Raw genomic sequence first — 18190 nt, 5'->3', positions numbered from 1 at the left:
CATGCGCTCCGGTTTTCACGATCCCTCGCTGGACGCGGCCCGCTGTTTTCGGACCCTGCTCGAAGCCCTGGCCCGGCCGGGGCGGATTCTGGTCCTGCCCGACACGCCCGAACCGCCGGACGGCTTGCCGAGGGGCGTGGGCGCGGCCCTGCTCTGCCTGGCCGACCAGGACACCCCGCTTTGGCTCGATCCCCACGCGGGCGAGGAAACGCGTCAGTGGTTGCGTTTCCACTGCGGCTGTCCCCTGACCGAGGACCCGGCCCGGGCCGCGTTGGGGTGCGTGCTGCGTCCCTCGGCCATGCCGCGGCTCGCGGCCTTTTCTCCGGGCGATGTGGAATATCCCGACCGATCCGCCACGCTGCTTCTGGCCGTGGAAGGTCTGGACGGGGACGCGGGGTCGCCCGGGGTTGCCCTGCGCGGGCCCGGGGTGGAAACGGTCCAGCCCCTGCGCGTGTCCGGGCTGCCCGGGGATTTCTGGACCCAATGGCGGGCCAACGCGGCCCGCTTTCCCCTTGGGGTGGACGTGTTTTTCCTCGGCGCCGACCGGGTGGCCGGACTGCCCAGAAGCGCCCAAGCGGAGGTGACGCCATGTACGTTGCGGTAAAAGGGGGCGAGCGGGCCATCGACAACGCCCACGCCCTGCTGGCCGAGCGTCGCCGGGGCGACGCTCCCGAGCTGGGCCTGGATCAGATCATGGGCCAGATGAAGTTGGCCGTGGACCGGGTCATGGCCGAAGGCAATCTCTACGATCCCGAACTGGCGGCCCTGGCCGTGAAACAGGCCTGGGGCGATCTGGTGGAGGCGGCGTTTCTGCTGCGCGCCTACCGCACCACCCTGCCCAGGCTGTATTCCAGTCGCCCGGTGGACACGGCGGCCATGGCCGTGACCCGGCGCATTTCCGCCGCGTTCAAGGATCTGCCCGGCGGCCAGGTGCTCGGGCCCACCTTCGACTACACCCACCGCCTGCTCGACTTTTCCCTCGCCGGGGGAGCGGGGCGCGCCGACGCCCCCACGGGAGCGCAAAGCGGGAGCGACCGCGCGGAGAGCGAACCGGAGGAAGGGTCGCCCGGCCCGGAGCGGGGAGCGTCCCCTCGCGCCTACCCCAGGGTGTCGGCCATGCTGGAGGCCCAAGGGCTTGTGGACCCGGAAGCGTGCGGACCGGACGCCCCGGACGACCTGACCCGCGCGGCCCTGTCCTTTCCCGCGTCCAGGGCCTTGCGTTTGCAAAGCCTGGCCCGGGCGGACGAAGGATTTCTGCTGGCCCTGGGCTATTCCACCCAGCGCGGGTTCGGCAACGCCCATCCCTTTGCCGGAGAAATCCGCCAGGGCGCGGTGGAGGTGGAAATCGTCCCGGAGGAGTTGGGGTTTGCCGTCTGCATCGGCGAAATAGAGCTCACCGAATGCGAGATGATCACTCAGTTTCGCGGGGACGCCAACACTCCGCCGCGCTTCACCAAGGGCTACGGTCTGGTGTTCGGCCTTTCCGAACGCAAGGCCATGGCCATGGCCCTGGTGGACCGTTCCCTTCAGGCCGAGGACCTGGGCGAGGAAGTCCAGGCTCCGGCCCAGGACCAGGAGTTCGTGTTGCTGCACGGCGACAACGTGGAGGCCATGGGCTTCGTGCAGCACCTGAAGCTGCCCCATTACGTGGATTTTCAATCCGAACTGGCCATGATCCGGGCCATGCGGGCGAAATTCGCCGACCGGAAGGAGGACCAGGCGTGACCGGAAAAGACCCCCAGTACAACTTCGCCTATCTGGACGAACAGACCAAGCGCATGGTCCGTCGGGCGTTGCTCAAGGCCGTGGCCGTTCCGGGTTGCCAGGTCCCCTTCGCCAGCCGCGAGATGCCCTTGCCGTACGGCTGGGGCACGGGCGGCATCCAGGTGACGGCCTCGGTGCTGACCGACGCGGACACCCTGAAGGTTATCGACCAGGGCAGCGACGACACCACCAACGCCGTGTCGATTCGGCGCTTTTTCGTGCGAACGGCCGGCGTGGCCACCACCACGGCGACCGGGGAGGCCACGGTGATCCAGACCCGCCATCGCATCCCGGAAACGCCGCTTCGCGAGGGGCAGGTGCTGGTCTACCAGGTGCCCATTCCCGAGCCGCTTCGCTTCATGGAACCGCGCGAGACCGAAACCCGGACCATGCACGCCCTGGAAGAGTACGGCGTCATGCACGTCAAGCTCTACGAGGACGTGGCCAGGCACGGGCGCATCGCCACCAGCTACAACTATCCCGTGCTGGTGAACGGACGCTACGTGATGAGCCCTTCGCCCATTCCGCGTTTCGACAACCCGAAGATGCATCGCAATCCGGCCTTGCAGCTTTTCGGAGCCGGCCGGGAACAACGGGTCTACGCCGTGCCTCCCTACACCGAGGTCAAGAGCCTCGATTTCGAGGACCATCCCTTCAGCGTGGACGGCTGGGACGAACCCTGCGCCCTGTGCGGGGCCACGGATTCCTATCTGGACGAGATCGTCCTGGATGACGACGGGGAGCGGATGTTCGTCTGTTCGGACACGGACTTTTGCGCGGCAAGGCGACGGGCTTCGCAGGACGGGAAGACGCCTCCCGGAGTTGCGGGCCGGCCTGCGGCCGACATGCGTCCGGGTGACGGTTTCGTGTCGCCGGACATGCGCGCGAACGAGGCGCAGGCCCGGTCCGAGCCTTCCGGGCCCGGGCTCCGGGCCGCATCCGGGATCGCAGACAAGACCGCGCCGGGCGCGGGCGGGGAGGCCGCATGAATGTCGTCGAACCGTTGCTTGTGGCCCGGGGACTCACCAAATATTATGGCGACCGTTTGGCCTGCGCGGACGTGAGTTTTTCCCTGTGGCCCGGCGAAGTGCTCGGCGTGGTGGGAGAGTCCGGCTCGGGCAAGACCACGCTTTTGGGCCTGCTCTCCGGGCGTCTGACGCCCAGCGCGGGACGGGTCGTGTACGCGGACGAAGAGGAGCGGGTGGATGTCCACGACGCGCCCGAAGCCGCGCGCAGACGGCTCATGCGCACCAAGTGGGGCATGGTCTGGCAGAATCCGGCCGAAGGCCTGCGGCTTCGGGTTTCGGCCGGGGCCAACATCGGCGAGCGTCTCATGGCCCTGGGCCGGCGCCATTACGGCGACATCCGCCGGGAGGCCGGCGACTGGCTGGACCGGGTGGAAATCCCCCGCGACCGCATGGACGACCCTCCCTTGGCGTTTTCGGGCGGCATGCGCCAGCGGCTCCAGATCGCGCGCAATTTGGTGACCAAGCCGCGATTGGTGTTCATGGACGAACCCACGGGCGGGCTCGACGTATCCGTGCAGGCCAGGCTCCTGGATCTCATCCGGTCGCTCGCCGCGCGCATGCGCCTGGGCGTGGTTCTGGTCACCCACGACCTGGCCGTGGCCAGGCTGTTGGCTCACCGGCTCCTGGTCATGCGGGGCGGACACGTGGTGGAGACCGGACTCACCGACCGGGTGCTCGACGACCCCCTGCATCCATACACGCAACTGCTCGTTTCCTCGGTGCCCAGGGTGTGACCATGTTTGAAGACGACGTGATGATAGCGGTCGAGGGCCTGGCCAAGCGGTTTGTTCTCCATGTGCAGGGCGGGGCCGAGATCGAGGCCCTCTCCGGCGTGAACCTCGTGGTGCGCCGGGGCGAGTGCGTGGCCCTGGACGGGCCTTCCGGCGCGGGAAAGTCCACGCTGTTGCGTTCGCTCTACGCCAATTACCAGCCCACGGCCGGGCGCGTGTTCGTTCGCCTGGACAACGCCCTCGTGGACATGGCCGCCGCCGATCCCAGGACCGTCCTGGATGTGCGCCGCCGGGCCATGGCCTACGTCAGCCAGTTCCTGCGCGTCATCCCCCGCGTGGCGGCCGTGGATCTGGTGGCCGAACCCCTGGAGGACCTGGGCGAGGATGCGCTCCGGGCCCGGGAGCGTGCCGGGGCGCTGCTGGCCAGGCTCAACGTTCCGCGCCGGCTCTGGGGGTTGGCTCCGGCCACGTTCTCGGGCGGAGAGCAGCAGCGCGTGAACCTGGCCCGGGGATTTTCGGCGGACAAGCCGGTGTTGCTTCTGGACGAACCCACCGCCAGCCTGGACGCGGCCAACCGCCAGGTGGTGGTGGAGCTCATCCGCGAGGCCAAGGCCGCGGGCCGGGCCGTGGTGGGCATCTTTCACGACGAGGCGGTGCGCGACGTGGTGGCCGACCGGCTCTGTCGCCTGGAGGCCGCGTGAACGCGACGGTTTTCAAGAACGCGCAGGTGGTGTCGCCGGAAGGCGTTTTCTTCGGCCAGGTCGGGGTGGAGGCCGGGCGCATCGCCTGGGTCGCTCCGGACGAGGCCGGGCCGAGATCCTTCGGCCTGGAAGCCCTGTCCCCCAGCGCCCGGGCCCCGGACGTGGAGGACCTGGAGGGCGACTACCTGTTGCCCGGGCTGGTGGAGTCCCACACGGACCACCTGGAACGCCTGCTGGTCCCCCGTCCCGGCGTGCTGTGGCCGACGCCGCTTCCGGCTTTTCTGGCCCACGACGTGCAAATGGCCGCCGCCGGAACGACCACGGTCTTGAACGCCTTGTGCTGCGGCCAGTTCCACATGAAAAGCCTGCGCCGCGAGATACTCTCCGGGGCCGTGGCGGCCCTGGACGAAGCCTCGTCGCTGGGGCTGTGCCGATCCGAACATCTGCTGCACCTGCGCTGCGAGCTGGCCGATCCGCTCATGCCGGAGTACTTCGCGCCCTACGCCGACCATCCCCGGTTGTGTTTGGTTTCGCTCATGGACCATACGCCGGGGCAGCGCCAGTTCGCCGACCCGGACCAGTATCGGCGGTTCTTCCAGTCCAGGGCCAACTGGACGGATCGGGAGTTCGCCGAGGCCCTGCCGAAGCTGCTGGACGAGCAGAAACGCCACGCCGAAACGCACAAGGCGGCCATTGTGGCCCACTGTCGCGCCAAGGGGCTGCCCATGGCCACCCACGACGACGCCACGGTCCGGCACGTGGAGCAGGCCCTGGCCGACGGCGCGGCGGTGAGCGAATTCCCCACCAGCCTCGAAGCCGCCAGGGCGGCCAGGCGGGGCGGGATGAAGATCCTCATGGGCTCGCCCAACGTGGTGCGCGGCGCGTCGCACACGGGCAACATTTCGGCCCTGGACCTGGCTCGGGCCGGCCTGCTCGACATGCTGAGTTCGGACTACGCCCCCATGAGCCTGATGCAGGCCGTGTTCGCCCTGAGCAAAATCCCGGAGCTGCCCCTTGAACGGACCGTGGCCATGGCCAGCGCCACGCCGGCCCGGGTGCTGGGCCTGCATGACCGGGGAGCCATCGCGCCGGAATTGCGCGCCGACCTGGTGCGCGTGCGCCTGGTGGACGACTGGCCCGTGGTGCGCGCCGTGTGGCGCGAGGGCGAAAAGGTCCTCTGACGTGGCCGGCGGCCTGGTCTACGTGATGGGAGCCTCCGGGGCGGGCAAGGACTCGTGCATGGGCTACGCCCGCGAGCACCTCGACCCCGGGCTGCCCGTGGCTTTCGCCCACCGCTATGTCACCCGCCCCGCCTGCGCCGGGGGCGAAAACCACGTGAGCCTCAGCGAAAAGGAGTTCGTCCTGCGCCAGGGACTGGGGCTTTTCGCCCTGTCCTGGAGCAGTCACGGCCTGCGCTACGGCGTGGGCGCGGAAATAGACGCCTGGATGGCGTCGGGACTACGCGTGGTGGTCAACGGCTCTCGACAACACTACGACCAGGCCCGGTGCCGCTATCCGGGAATGACCGCCGTGGAGATCGTGACCGATCCCGAAACCTTGGCGTTGCGCCTGGCCCTGCGCGGGCGCGAATCGCGCCGGGACATCCTGGAACGAATGAACCGGGCGACTCGGTTTGCGACCTTTCGGCCCGAAGTGGTGCGCATCGACAACTCCGGTCCCTTGGCCCTGGCCGGGGAGAACCTGCTGCGGGCCATTCTGTTTTGATTCGCGGGCGGTATCGCCAAGCGAAATTCCGTGCGTTTTTTCTCATTCCCGGACTCGCAACGATTTTTCGCACATGCAGACTCGGCGCGCCCTGAGGGCCTGCCGGGAGGCTTTTTCCTTGCCATGACGCGCGGGTGGGTGTTGTTCTCTCGACGGTTGTCGTGGTATGGGTTGAATACGGGCTCCCCTTAACGGCGAGCGCATTACGCGCATGGGATACTCCAGGGCGAAATTCGGTCGATCATCTGATTTCTGTTGTTTTATCAACGATTCAGGCGGGCCATAGTCACGGTTCCGAAGGGCTTTCGACGGTCGTAAGACGATCGCGAGTTCCGGGGAGGCCACATCATGAAAAGTCAAGTTCCCAAGGGACAGGACGGGCAAGAACGGAGCGTTGCGGACCAGGGCGATTCCGGGGTGAGACTCCACGTGTCGGGCGGACTGGTGGCCGTGTGCGTGCCGCAGGGCGGCGAAGCGGATTTCGCGGCCCTGGCTTCGGCCTTTCCCGGACAGGCGCAGGCGGCCGTGGCCTTGCTGCGTTCCGCGGCCGGGGAAACGCAGTCCCTGGAGCGGCTGGGCGAGGACGTGCGCCTGGTGCAAGAGGCGAGCGCTCCCCTGGCGGGAAAGGTCTACGTGGCTCCTCCCGGCAAGAGCCTGGAACTCAAGGAAGGCAAGATCGCGGCGGAGCCTTCCGAAGACGACCAGCCAAGCGGGCCGGTCTGGCGCTTTCTGGACGCCCTGGCCCGGGAGGCCGGACCCGAGGCGGTGTGCGTGCTGCTTCCCGGCGTGGACGAGGAAGCCCTGGAAGGAGCCAAGCGCATTCGGGCCGAAGGCGGCATGGTGGTGGCGGTCCGCCCGGAGAACGGGGAGCGTCCTGGGGAATTCGACCAGGTGGCCGACGCGGTGCTGACTCCGGCCCAGGCCGGCGCCTCCCTGGCCGCGGTGGTGAGCGGCCTGCAGGACGCCGCCGCGGAGGAATCCGAGACGGCCAAGCGTCAGATCGCGCGGGTGGTGCACCTTCTGCAAAAGCGCAAGGGGCACGATCTTTCGGGCTACAAGCCGGGCGGGCTCATGCGCCGGGTGCGCAAGCGCATGCTGCTCACCGGGGAGACCAGCCTGGAGAGCTACGTCTCCTCCCTGGAGAGCGATTCCCAGGAAATGGACAAACTTTTCGAGTCCGTCTTCATCGGAGTCACGAGTTTTTTTCGCGACGAAGGAGCCTTCGAAGCGCTCAAGGCCAAGGCGTTGCCGGCCATTTTCGCGCACAAGGCTCCCCACGACGCGGTGCGGGTCTGGGTGGCGGGCTGCTCCACCGGGGAAGAGGCCTACGGCGTGGCCATGGCCATCTGCGAGCACATGGCCAATCAGGGACTCTCCCATCCCGTGAAGATTTTCGCCACCGACATAGCGACCCAATCCCTGGATACGGCGCGGCGCGGCGTCTATCCGCTCAAGGCCATGCGCAGCATCTCGTCGGAGCGCAGGGAACGATTTTTCGCACGCCGCGACTCGGCCTTCAAGATCAAGGACGAAGTGCGCGACATGGTGGTCTTCGCCGAACACGACCTGTTGCGCGATCCGCCCTTTCCCCGTCTGGACCTCATCGTCTGCCGCAATCTGCTCATCTATATGAGTGCGCGCACCCAGGAAAAGGTGATGGCCCTTTTGCTGGGCTCCCTGGTTTCGGGAGGGTTTCTCATGCTCGGCCCTTCGGAGTCGGCCGGGCAGAACGGCGGCTGCCTGGAGCCGGTGGACAGAAAGTGGCGGCTCTATCGGTGCAAAGGCCCGTTCAAGGCGCGACCGGCCTCTTCGGGGGGCTCCGTGCCGCGCGTCGTCACTCCCCTGACGGCCAAGGCTTCCGCTTCCGAGCCGGTCTGGGCGGCCGCACAGGAGGTGGAAAAGTCCCTGGTGCGCCAGTACGCGCCCACGGCCGTCCTGGTGGACACCAGCGGGCGCGTGTTGCACCTGCACGGCGACACCTCGGCCTATCTGACCCTGCCCCAGGGCGAACCCAGCCTGAACCTGTTCCGCCTCATCCGGCCGGACCTCAAGTCCGCCCTGCATGCTGCCATGTTTGCCGTGGAGCGCAGCGGGACACGGGAGGTGGTGCTGGGCGGGGCCGGCGCGAGCCCGGACGAGCGGGTGGACATCGCGGGCCAGCCGCTGTTTTCTTCGAACAACGTCCTGCGCGGCGTTCTCGTGACCTTCGAAGTCAAGCGGCGCGAGGAGCTTTCCGAAGGGACGTCGGAGGACGAAGGCGACGGGCAGTCCCTCAGACGCTACGAGGTGGAGTTGGAGCAGGCCAACCAGCGGTTGGAGCAGGCCATGGAAAGCTACGAGTCCATCAATACGGAGCTTCAGGCATCCAACGAGGAGTTGCAGGCGTCCAATGAGGAACTCCTGGCCATGAACGAGGAGTTGCAGTCGTCCAACGAGGAGATGGACGCGGCCAAGGAGGAGATGCAGTCCCTCAACGAGGAGTTGGCCACGCTCAACGTGGAGCTGCAAGGCAAGGTGGACGAACTGGCCGAATCCAAGGCCTTTGTGGAAAATCTTCTGCAAAGCATGGACGTGCCCGCCGTGTTCGTGGACCTTCTGCAGACCGTGGTCCGTTTCACGCCCAAGGCCAGGACCGTCTACAAGTTGAACGGAAACGACCTGGGCAGGCCCCTGAACCTCGTGGAGTCGCTGCTGGAGGATCGGCAGGCGAGCCGCGACGTGGAACGGGCCCTCGAATGCGGCCACGAGGTGGAGCGCGAAGTGCGCGGCATGGACGGGCGCTGGTTCGTCAAGCGCGTGACGCCGTTTCTTTCCCTGCGGGGCGAGGTGACCGGCGCGGTGCTCACCTTTGTGGACGTGACTCGGCTCAAGCAGGCCGAATTGGTGCTCAAGCGGGGCAACGACGAACTGGAAATGCTGGTGGCCAAGCGCAGCGGGGAACTGCGCGAAAAGGCCAGGCTGCTGGACATGGCCAACGTCCTGGTGCGCGATTTGGACGAGCGCATCACCTTCATGAGCGCCGGCGCCGAGGCTCTTACCGGCTACAGCGCCGCGCAGTGCCAGGGCCGGCGGCCCCAGGACATCTTCGGTCTCTCCACCCAGGAACAACGCCACGAAATTCTTTCCGAGTTGCTGCGGAGCGGGCAGTGGTCGGGCGAACTCTCCCTGCAGGCCCAGTCGGGGGAGATTCGCCATGTGGCCAGCACCTGGATTCTCAACCGCGACCAGAACGGTGCGCCGGTTTCGGTGTTCGAGGTCTACAACGACATCACCGACCTGCGTCAAGCCCAACGCGACCTGGCCGCCAGCGAGGAGCGGCTGCGCACCGTGGCGGACTTCACCTACGACTGGGAATACTGGGTCGGCGCCCAGGGCGACGTGGTGTGGATGTCTCCTTCGTGCGAGCAACACACCGGCTATACGCCCGAGCAGTTCATGGAAAAGCCCGAACTGCTGATCTCCATCGTCCACCCCGAGGATGTGTCCCTCTACGTGGCGCACCTGCAAGGCCTGCCCGGCGATCAGGGAGAAGGACCGGCCACGGACGTGGATTTTCGCATCGTGCATCGCGACGGACACATCCTCTGGATCAACCACCACTGCAAGGCCATCGCCCGCCAGGACGGCACGCCGCTCGGCCGACGGGTGAGCAATCGCGACATCACCGAACGCGTGCAGGCCATGAACGCGCTCAACGAAAGCGAAGAGCGGCTGCGGCGTCTGGTGGAGGCCGCTCCGGATTCCATCGTCATCCAGGTGGACGGCCGGTTCGCCTTCGTCAATCCGGCCGCGCTGGAGTTGCTGGGCGCCAACAACGCGGAGCAACTGTTGGGACTGCCCCTGGTGGACACGGTGCCCACGGCCCAGCGCGAAAAGTCCCGGGAACGCCTGCGCCAGGTCAACGAGGAGCGCGTCGCTCCGCCCGTGAGCGTGCAGCAGTGCCTGCGCCTGAACGGCAGCGTCGTGGACGTGGAAGTTTCGTCCGTGCCGTTCGAGTACCAGGGACGCCCCGGCGGCCTGGTGTTCGTGCGCGACATCAGCAAGCGGCTGGAGGACCAGCGAACCATTCGCAGTTGGGCCAAGTTTCCCGAGCAAAATCCCAACCCCGTGATCCGCGTGGACACGGAGCTTCGCATTATCCACGCCAACACGCCGGCCAAGAATCTGCTCAAGATCTGCGGCCTGGACGAGGGCATGGCCTGCGACGAAAACCTGGCCTCCCATGTGCGTCAGGCCATGGAGAGCGGAAAGCTCGTGCGCTTCGACTGGCCGGTCGCCGACCGTATTTACGAGATGAGCGTCAACCCCATTCTCGACGAGGGCTACGCCAACCTCTACGGCGTGGACGACACCGAAAGGCGCAAGGCCGAGGAGGGCCTGCGCGAAAGCGAGGAGCGCTTCCGCACCCTGGTGGAAGACGCCCCCGAGGCCATCTTCGTGCAGACCGAGGGCGTTTTCTCCTACGCCAACCAGGCCGTGGTGGACATTCTCGGGGCCAAGAACGGCGAGGAACTCGTGGGCATGCCGGTGCTCGAGATCATTCATCCCGACTACCGCGACATCGCCAGGCAGCGCATGCGGCTGCTCAACGTGGAACGCCAGGCGGTGGCCCCCCTGGAATATCCCTTCGTGGGACTGCACGGCGTCACCGGAAGGCTGGAAATGGGGGCCGTGCCCTTCGACTGGAAGGGCAAGAACGGCGGGCTGGTGTTCGCCCGCGAAGTGAGCGAGCGCCACCGCATCCGTCAGGAGATCATCGCGGCCAAGGAGGAAGCCGAGTCCGCCAACCGGGCCAAGAGCGAATTTCTGGCCAACATGAGCCACGAGTTGCGCACCCCGCTCAACGGCATCATGGGCACCATGCAACTGCTGTGCACCACCGAGCTCGACGGGGAACAGCGGGAATACGCCGACATGGCCCTGCGCTCCGGACGCAGGCTCACCGGCCTTCTGGGCGACATTCTCGATCTGTCGCGCATCGAGGCCGGACGTCTGAGCTTGCATCTGGAGGCCTTCAACCCCGAAGAGGTGCTTCGCGCCATGGAAGAGACGTTTCGGCCCCTGAGCCGGGAAAAGGGCCTGCCCCTTCTCTTTCAGGCCGAGGCCAACCTGCCCTCCAAGCTGCTGGGCGACGAACTGCGCATCCGCCAGGTGCTTTTCAATCTGGTGGGCAACGCCATGAAGTTTTCCGACAAGGGCGGGGTGAAGGTCACCGTGACGGTGCTCCCCCGGCGCGATCAACGGATCGCGCACCTGCTCTTTTCCGTGGAGGACCAGGGTCCCGGCATCGCCGCCGAACAGTTGGAGCGCCTCTTCAAGCCCTTTACCCAAGGCGACGCCACCTTCACCCGCAAGTTCCAGGGCGCGGGCCTGGGACTGGCCATCTGCAAGCGCCTGACCGACGCCATGGGGGCCACGCTGGTCTTTGACAGCGAAGTCGGACAAGGCACCGTGGTCTATTTCTGCGTTCCCCTGCGGGTGGCCGAAAAGGAACGCCTGGTGGACGCGGACAACGCGGGCGTACTGGCTATGCCGGGAGCGGGAGGGCTTGAAGTCCTGCTGGTGGAGGACGACTCTTCCAACTGCCTGGCGGCCAGACGCTGGTTGGAAAAGCAGGGGCACCGGGTCGGTGTGGCCGAAAACGGCAAGGAGGCCCTGGATGTTTTGTCGCAGGGCGTCTACGATCTGGTGCTCATGGACATTCAGATGCCGATCATGAACGGTCTGGAAGCGACCAAGCGCATTCGCGAGGGCGAAGCCGGCGAGGACAACCGCGATATCCCCATCCTGGCCATGACCGCGTACGCCATGGCCGGCGACAGGGAGCGTTTTCTGCAAGGCGGCATGGATGGCTATATCGCCAAGCCCTTTGCCGTGGCCGAACTGCGGGCCGTGATCGAAAAGGTCATGCTCCTGCATCGCCGGGAAGACAGGCAGATGGCCCGCGAGCAAAACGACGCGTAACCCGGCGGGTCTTGCCGCCTGAAGACCGCGCTCCCCCGCTCGGGAGACCGCGCTCCCCCGCTCGGGAGACCGCGCTCCGCAATCCTTGGCGCGGGGTCGTCTGGGCGCGCGTGGCTGGCCGTCGCACCGGTCGATTCGTGTAACCGGTTCAAAAAGCGCGCTGGCGCGGCGCGAAACGCAGGCAAGCCCGCAACGGATGCGAACTCCGCTTCGGGCTTGCCTGTGTTTCGCGGGCGCGGTCAGCGGGGCGTTGCGCCGTCTGTCCGTGCCGCTCCCTGGAAAATCCTGCCTGGGTTTGTAAGAATAAAGAGAGGCGTTTCAGATTGTTACCACGCAATACGTGCGGACGTATTGCGTGGGACCTACGACTGGGCCTTTCCGTCCGTCGGGGTCTCGGAGGCGCCGGGCGGGGACAGGGGCAGGCGCAGGATGAACCGGGCCCCGTGGCCGGGCTTGGATTCCACGCTGAGAAAGCCGCCATGGCGAGTGGTCACGATGAAGTAGGAGACCGAGAGGCCCAGGCCGGTGCCCAGGCCCACGGGCTTGGTGGTGAAAAAGGGTTCGAAAACGCGCTTGCGGGTGGCTTCATCCATGCCGGGTCCGTTGTCGCAGACTTCGATGCGGGCCATGTTGTCTTCCCGGACGGCCGACAGGGTGATGACCGGTTCGCGTCCTTCCTGGCGCATGGTCGACATGGCCTGGGCCGCGTTGCGCAACAGGTTGAGCAGCACCTGCTCGATTTCGGCCGCGCGGCAGGGGATGGGGGGCAGGTCCGGAGCGAAGCGGCGTTCGATGCGGATCTTGCGGAAATCGAACTTCTTCTTGAGATCGTAGTCCTGGCTGGCCAACTCCAGGGACTTTTCCAGCAAGTTCGGGATAGAGACCTGTTCGAAGGTCACGTCGCTCTTGCGGCTGAAATCGAGCATGTTATGCACGATGCGGGCCGCCCGGCGCCCCGACTCCTCGATGTTGTCCGCCATCTCCAGAATGCCGCGCTTTTGCAGGTAGCGGGCCAGGGCCTCCAGGCTCAGGCCGCAGCTTTCGGCCGTATCCTTGTTGGCCTGGCGTTGGGGCTCCATGCGGCGCTTGATGTTCTGGGCCGAGGCGATGATGGCCCCCAGGGGGTTGTTGATCTCGTGGGCCATGCCCGCGGCGAGGCCCCCCAGGGAGAACATCTTTTCCGACTCCACCATCATTTCCTCCACACGCACCCGTTCCGTCACGTCGTCCAGGCGCAGCACCACGGTGTCGCTTTCGCCCCGGGTCACGGGATAGGCCAGCACGTCCAGCAGGTGGTTCTTGTCGTGCAGGGTTTCGGGCAGATGGGCCAGTCGTTGGGGCTCGCTGGTGGCGAAGGCGCGCTGGGCCAGGTCCCACACCGGCTCCAGCCAGGGCAGCAGGTCGAGCAGGGCCCGTCCCTCGGCCTGGTCGGCCTCGATTCCGTAGCGAAGGACGGCCTGCCGGTTCCAGTGGGTGATCTTGCCCGAAGGGTCCACCCCGGCCATGACCGACGGCATGGAGTCGATGATGTTGCGCACGGTCTGGCTGGCCTGGCGCAGGAGTTGTTCGTTGGCCTTGCGTTCGGTGATGTCTTCCAGAATCCCCTCGATGAAGGCCACGTTTCCCTTCTTGTCCCGGATGCCCGTGGCGTGCAGGGCCACCCAGATCACTTCGCCGCTCTTGCGCAGCATCCGGGTTTCGTAGTGGGGCAGGGAGCCCTCGTCGCGCAGCATTTCGAGGAGCTTTTCGCGCTCGCCCGGGCGGGCGTACACTTGCTTGTCCACGTCCTTGACGCAGGCCATCAGGTCTTCCGGGTCGTCATAGCCCAGGATCTTGGCCAGGGCGGGATTGGCCTTGGTCACGCGGCCGTCGGGAAGGGTCTGAAAGATGCCCTCCAGGGCGTTTTCGAAGATGCTGCGAAAACTCTGTTCGGCCATGCGGGCCTCTTCCTCGGCCCGACGGCGCATGCACACTTCCTCTTCCAGGGCCTTGTTGGCCGAGGTGAGCTGGTTGGCGTGCTGCATGAGCAGCACTTCGCGCTCCTTGTAGTAGTCCACCCGGTGTCGGAGTTCTTCCGGCGAGAGATTCAAGTCAGCCAGCATCCGGCCATAGATTTCGAACAGGGCCGCCCGCTCCCCAAGCGAATACAGACCCGCCTCGTGGATGGCCTTGTGCGCCGAGGCCGCGCCGATCATGCCGGCCAGGATGCGTTCGGCTTCGGCGTACATGGCGGCCAGATCCACCACGCTCACCCACTCCAGTTCGGACAGTCCGGCCCGCTCCTGGGCTTCGCGCACGTGGTGGCGGGCGGCCAGCAGGGGCATGAACAGGGTGAACAGGCGCTCCAGCCGGTCGAGGCGCTCTTCGAGGATGATGTCGCGCGGCAGAACGTCGCGCGGAGTGGCGGCCACGCGCACTTCCATGAGGGCGAACAGCTCGGAGGTGAAGGCGGCCTCTTCCCGCCGGGGGGACGTGGCCAGGGAGAACACCACGTACGCTCCGGTATTGAAGAGAAACGACCAGAACATGGTGTGCGTCACGGGATCGAGCGCGGTCAGTCCGAACAGGGCCTGGGGGGCCAGCAGCGGCAGTCCCAGGGGGCCGTCGCCGGTAAAGGCGGCAAACAGATGGCTGCCCTTGCCGAGAGTTGGCAGGGCCAGGGTGTAGAGCCAGATCGCAAAGCCCAGTCCGAGTCCGGCCAGGGCCCCGGCGCGGTTGCCCCGTCGCCAGAAGAGCCCGAGAATGGCGGCCGGGGCGAACTGGCCTACCGCCACCAGGGAGACGATGCCCATGCTGTCGAGCATGGAGCTTTCGCCGATGAGGATGTGCACCAGGTAGCCGCCGGTGAGATATGTCGCCAGCACCGCCCAACGCAGGGGCAGCAGAAATCGCCGCAGCCAGGAAAGGGACGCCACCCGTCCGGCCAGGGGCAGGATGAGGTCGTTGGTGACCATGGTGGTCATGGCCATGGCGTTGATGGCCACCATGCTCATGCCGGAGGAAAACCCCCCGAGAAAGACCAGGAACGAGAGCCACGTGTTGCCGAAGTGCTGAGGCAGCACCAGCACGAGAGTGTCGGCCTGGCGCGGGTCGTAGCCCAGCAGGCGCCCGCTCAGGGCGATGGGCAGAACGGGCAGGGTGACGGCCAGCATGTAGAGGGGAAACAGCCACATGGCCGTGCGCACATGTCGGGGGGAGGAATTTTCCACCACGGCCACGTGAAACTGGCGCGGCAGCAGGTAGAGCACGGGCAGGAACAGGACCAACCGGCTCATCCATCCGCCGTAGTTGGCGGCGTCGCTTCCCAGGCTCATGAGATGGCCCAGGGAGGCCTGTTCGGCCTTGGCGAAGATGTCTCCGGGGCCGTCGAAGAGTCCCCAGCAGACGAACACGCCCACGCTGAGAAAGGCGGTCATCTTGACCAGGGATTCGAGCGCCACCACGGCCACCATGCCCTGGTGGCGTTCGGTGGGGTCCAGGCGGCGCACGCCGGCCACGATGGTGAAAAAGACCATGAACGCCAAGAGGATGGGGCCTATCCACTGGGACTGGGCGGCGTAGAGCGAATGTTCCTGGGGCTGGGTGAGCAGGCTGAAGCTGGCGATGATGGCGCGCAACTGCAGGGCCACGTAGGGGAGAAGACCGAAAAGGGCCAGGGTGGAGGCCAGCCCCCCCACCAGGTGGGACTTGCCGTAGCGCGCGCCCAGATAGTCCGCGATGCTGGTGATGTGGACGGCCTGCTTGAGCCGGACCAGCCGGGTGAGCACCCAGGGCATGGTCAGGCCCGCCAGCACCGGGGCCAGGTACGAGGGCATGAATTGCAGGCCCTGTTCGCTGGCTTGGCCGGTGATGCCGTAATAGGTCCAGGCCGAAAGATAGGTGGCGAGCGAGAGCGTGTAGATCACACTGCTGCCCGAAATCGCTTCGCGCAGGTTGGGACGGCTCTCCACGTACTGGGCCAGGGCCAGCATGCCCAGGGCGTAGAGCCCGAGCAGGAGCAGGGCCGTGCTGAAGGCGATCATGGAACCTGTCCCGGCGGGGGAGGGGAGGTCTCGGGCGGCGGCGACAGGGCGGCGTCCTCCCCCTGGGGGTCGTCTTCGGGGGGCTGGCAGAACGCCCACAGGGCGGCCATGACGATGAGCCCCCCCCACACGCAATAAATGTAGATGGGCATGTTCATGGGACAGCCCTGGGAAGGGATGCTCAGCAGGGGCCACGTCAGCATGAGCGCGCCGCAGAGCCCGGTCACGGCGAGAAACAATCGGGAGGCGAAAAAGGTCTTCAGGCGTTCAAACATGGGACAGATGGCGATCCTTTCGACGAAGGCCCGGGATGTCGAGTCTTCTGGCGCGTCCGTGCGTTTCACCATGGCCTGGGCGTGGGCAGGTCGGGTTCGGCGTCCGCAAGGCCTGCCGCGTCGTCTTGGCCGGGGTCGCCGAAACGGTTGCCGCGCGGTCCGTTCGCGACGACAAAGACCGTCCAGCATGAAAAGCATACACCGGATACGCCTGTCTTGTCACGCTATTCTCGAACCGCCCGAGAGGTTGCGCGGGATTGTGTCCGCGCAATCGGAACCGACGCGGCGTAAGCCCGGTCGGATCACTGTTCGTCCAGCAGTCGGCCCAGTTCGCCGCGCTTGAGGGAAAAATGGTCGAACCAGAGGTCCAGGTCCTTGTCCCGGGGGTGGGCGCCTTGTCGGCGCAGATAGGAGAAAAAGGCCAGGGCTTCGCGAAAATCCGGGGCCAAGGCCAGGCAGTCGCGCAGGGTGCGCCAGGACTGCTCCGGGTCGCCCTTTTCCAGCCAGGCCCGGGCGATGTTGAGCAGCAGGTGCTCGTCGTCGGGGCACAGGGACTTGGCCCGGCCGTAGTAGGACAGGGCTTCGTCGTAGAGGCCTTTCTTGCGCAGGGAGATGCCGAATTCGTTGAAAAGATGCTTGTGCTCGGGGCTGAAGGTCTCGTCCAGGGCGGCCAGTTTTTCCAGGGCGTAGCGTCCTTTTTCCAGTTGGTTGAGGGCCAGGTAGGCCAGGCCCAGGCCGAAGTTGGCCCGAATGTTTTCCTCGTCCACCTTGAGGGCCTGGAGGTATTCGATTTTGGCTTCGATGTTTTGGCCCTGTTCGCGGTAGGTGTCGCCCTGGGCCACGCGCTGGGTGAGCAGGCGGTAGGTGAGTTCGGGCTCGGGCGTGAAGAGTTCGAGAAAGTCCTCCTGGCTGACCAGACGACGCCTGGCCGTGGGCAGGTGGTTTTCGTCGAGGAGTTGGACCGAAACCGCCCCCAGTTCCGCCGGGCGCGCGAACCAGTAGAGCTTGCCCTGACTGGACGCGACGGAAGCGTCGACCGTGGCCGGGGAGGAAAACACGCCCTTGAGTTTCGCTCCGCCGAAGGCGTTCGTTGGTTTGCCCACGGCGCTTCCCATGTCCTAGGGATTGATGAGCACGACCACGCGCCGGTTGCGGGCCTGGTTTTCGGGCATGGGCTGGCCTTTGTCGTTGGTGTTGGGGGCCACGGGTTTGGTGTCGGCGAAGCCGACGACCGAAATGCGGTCCCTGGCCACCCCCCGGTCGATGAGGTGCCTGGCCACCCGGGAGGCCCGCGCGGCCGAGAGTTCCCAGTTGGAGGGGAACACGAAGGACTGGATGGGATCGGAGTCGGTGTGCCCTTCGACGGTCACCTTGTAGCGCGTGCCCAGAAGCACCGAGGCGATGGAATCGAGATAGCGCAAGGCGGCCGGGGTCAGTTCGGCGCTGGCCCGGTCGAAGAGCACCGCGCCCTTGAGCGTGACGGCCACGCCAGCGTCGCGTTTTTCCAGACTGACGGCGTTTTGGTCCAGCGAGAACTTGGCCGCGAGTTCGTTTTTGATCTCGTCGATGGATTTGGGCTTGGGACCGGACTGGGCGGGATGGATTGGCGCAGTTTCCGGGGCGGCCTGGGCCGGGGTTTCGGGCCGGGACCCGGTGGACTCCAGGGGAACGATGGCCGGGATAGGCGCAGTGACCGCCGGCGAGCCGGGCTGGGCCCGGGTGATGGGCTGGCGTATCACGGGCTGGGCCTGGCGGGTGAAGCGGTGGGCGGCCTTTTCGGCCTTGAGCGCCGCTTCGAGGGAGTCGGCCACCTTTTTGTAGCGCTCCTGGTCCAGGTGGGACACCGAAACCATGAGGATGAAAAAGCACAACAGCAAGGTGAGCATGTCCGAAAGGGAGACGAACCACGTCCCTTCGTCCTGGTCTTCGCTGCTGCGGCGTTTTTTGAGTTCGGACAGTGTCAGCATGGCGGACTCTCGC

At 66.3% G+C, this 18190-nt stretch carries 12 protein-coding genes; 8 read left to right on the top strand and 4 right to left on the bottom strand.

The features are described 5' to 3' along the window. Position 1 precedes the first annotated feature (1 nt). The 8 genes from phnH to ACYQ01_RS06005 all read left to right on the top strand — a co-directional run bounded on the left by phnH (position 2) and on the right by ACYQ01_RS06005 (position 11913). On the top strand, positions 2 to 604 hold the full coding sequence (gene phnH, locus ACYQ01_RS06040; RefSeq protein WP_459932927.1) for a phosphonate C-P lyase system protein PhnH: 603 nt from the start codon (positions 2 to 4) through the stop codon (positions 602 to 604). Beyond that, positions 589 to 1725: a carbon-phosphorus lyase complex subunit gene (locus ACYQ01_RS06035; RefSeq protein ID WP_459932926.1), complete on the top strand. Its 1137-nt coding sequence runs from the start codon at positions 589 to 591 to the stop codon at positions 1723 to 1725. The genes phnH and ACYQ01_RS06035 overlap by 16 nt, the downstream gene beginning before the upstream one ends. Further along, entirely contained in the window at positions 1722 to 2753 is a 1032-nt protein-coding gene (locus ACYQ01_RS06030) for an alpha-D-ribose 1-methylphosphonate 5-phosphate C-P-lyase PhnJ (protein ID WP_459932925.1), read from the top strand. The genes ACYQ01_RS06035 and ACYQ01_RS06030 overlap by 4 nt, the downstream gene beginning before the upstream one ends. Then, positions 2750 to 3526: a phosphonate C-P lyase system protein PhnK gene (gene phnK / locus ACYQ01_RS06025; RefSeq protein WP_459932924.1), complete on the top strand. Its 777-nt coding sequence runs from the start codon at positions 2750 to 2752 to the stop codon at positions 3524 to 3526. Before ACYQ01_RS06030 ends, phnK begins: the two co-directional genes overlap by 4 nt. A 2-nt stretch (positions 3527 to 3528) precedes the next feature. After that, a complete protein-coding gene (gene phnL, locus ACYQ01_RS06020) occupies positions 3529 to 4224 on the top strand; it encodes a phosphonate C-P lyase system protein PhnL (protein WP_459932923.1) in 696 nt (231 codons plus the stop codon). Then, a complete protein-coding gene (locus tag ACYQ01_RS06015) occupies positions 4221 to 5405 on the top strand; it encodes an alpha-D-ribose 1-methylphosphonate 5-triphosphate diphosphatase (RefSeq protein WP_459932922.1) in 1185 nt (394 codons plus the stop codon). Before phnL ends, ACYQ01_RS06015 begins: the two co-directional genes overlap by 4 nt. A 1-nt stretch (position 5406) precedes the next feature. Further along, complete coding sequence (gene phnN / locus ACYQ01_RS06010) at positions 5407 to 5949, top strand: phosphonate metabolism protein/1,5-bisphosphokinase (PRPP-forming) PhnN (protein ID WP_459932921.1); 543 nt, start codon at positions 5407 to 5409, stop codon at positions 5947 to 5949. A 348-nt stretch (positions 5950 to 6297) separates the two neighbouring features. Further along, positions 6298 to 11913, top strand: coding sequence for a PAS domain S-box protein (locus tag ACYQ01_RS06005; RefSeq protein ID WP_459932920.1), 5616 nt, complete (start codon positions 6298 to 6300; stop codon positions 11911 to 11913). A gap of 362 nt (positions 11914 to 12275) precedes the next feature. Here the strand turns inward: ACYQ01_RS06005 and ACYQ01_RS06000 are convergent, their stop codons facing one another. The 4 genes from ACYQ01_RS06000 to ACYQ01_RS05985 form a co-directional block, all read right to left on the bottom strand. Beyond that, positions 12276 to 15935, bottom strand: coding sequence for a sodium:solute symporter family transporter (locus tag ACYQ01_RS06000; RefSeq protein ID WP_459932919.1), 3660 nt, complete (start codon positions 15933 to 15935; stop codon positions 12276 to 12278). Next, complete coding sequence (locus ACYQ01_RS05995) at positions 15932 to 16210, bottom strand: hypothetical protein (RefSeq protein ID WP_459932918.1); 279 nt, start codon at positions 16208 to 16210, stop codon at positions 15932 to 15934. Before ACYQ01_RS05995 ends, ACYQ01_RS06000 begins: the two co-directional genes overlap by 4 nt. Positions 16211 to 16512: 302 nt before the next feature. After that, the gene (locus ACYQ01_RS05990) at positions 16513 to 17313 is read right to left on the bottom strand and encodes a tetratricopeptide repeat protein (protein ID WP_459932917.1); all 801 of its coding nucleotides are present in this window, start codon (positions 17311 to 17313) and stop codon (positions 16513 to 16515) included. A 15-nt stretch (positions 17314 to 17328) separates the two neighbouring features. After that, entirely contained in the window at positions 17329 to 18177 is an 849-nt protein-coding gene (locus tag ACYQ01_RS05985) for an OmpA family protein (RefSeq protein ID WP_459932916.1), read from the bottom strand. Positions 18178 to 18190: the final 13 nt, after the last annotated feature.

The sequence above is a fragment of the Fundidesulfovibrio butyratiphilus genome (assembly GCF_054657235.1).
The sequence above is the reverse complement of the archived record's forward strand: the minus strand, read 5'-3'. Positions and strand labels throughout refer to the sequence as shown.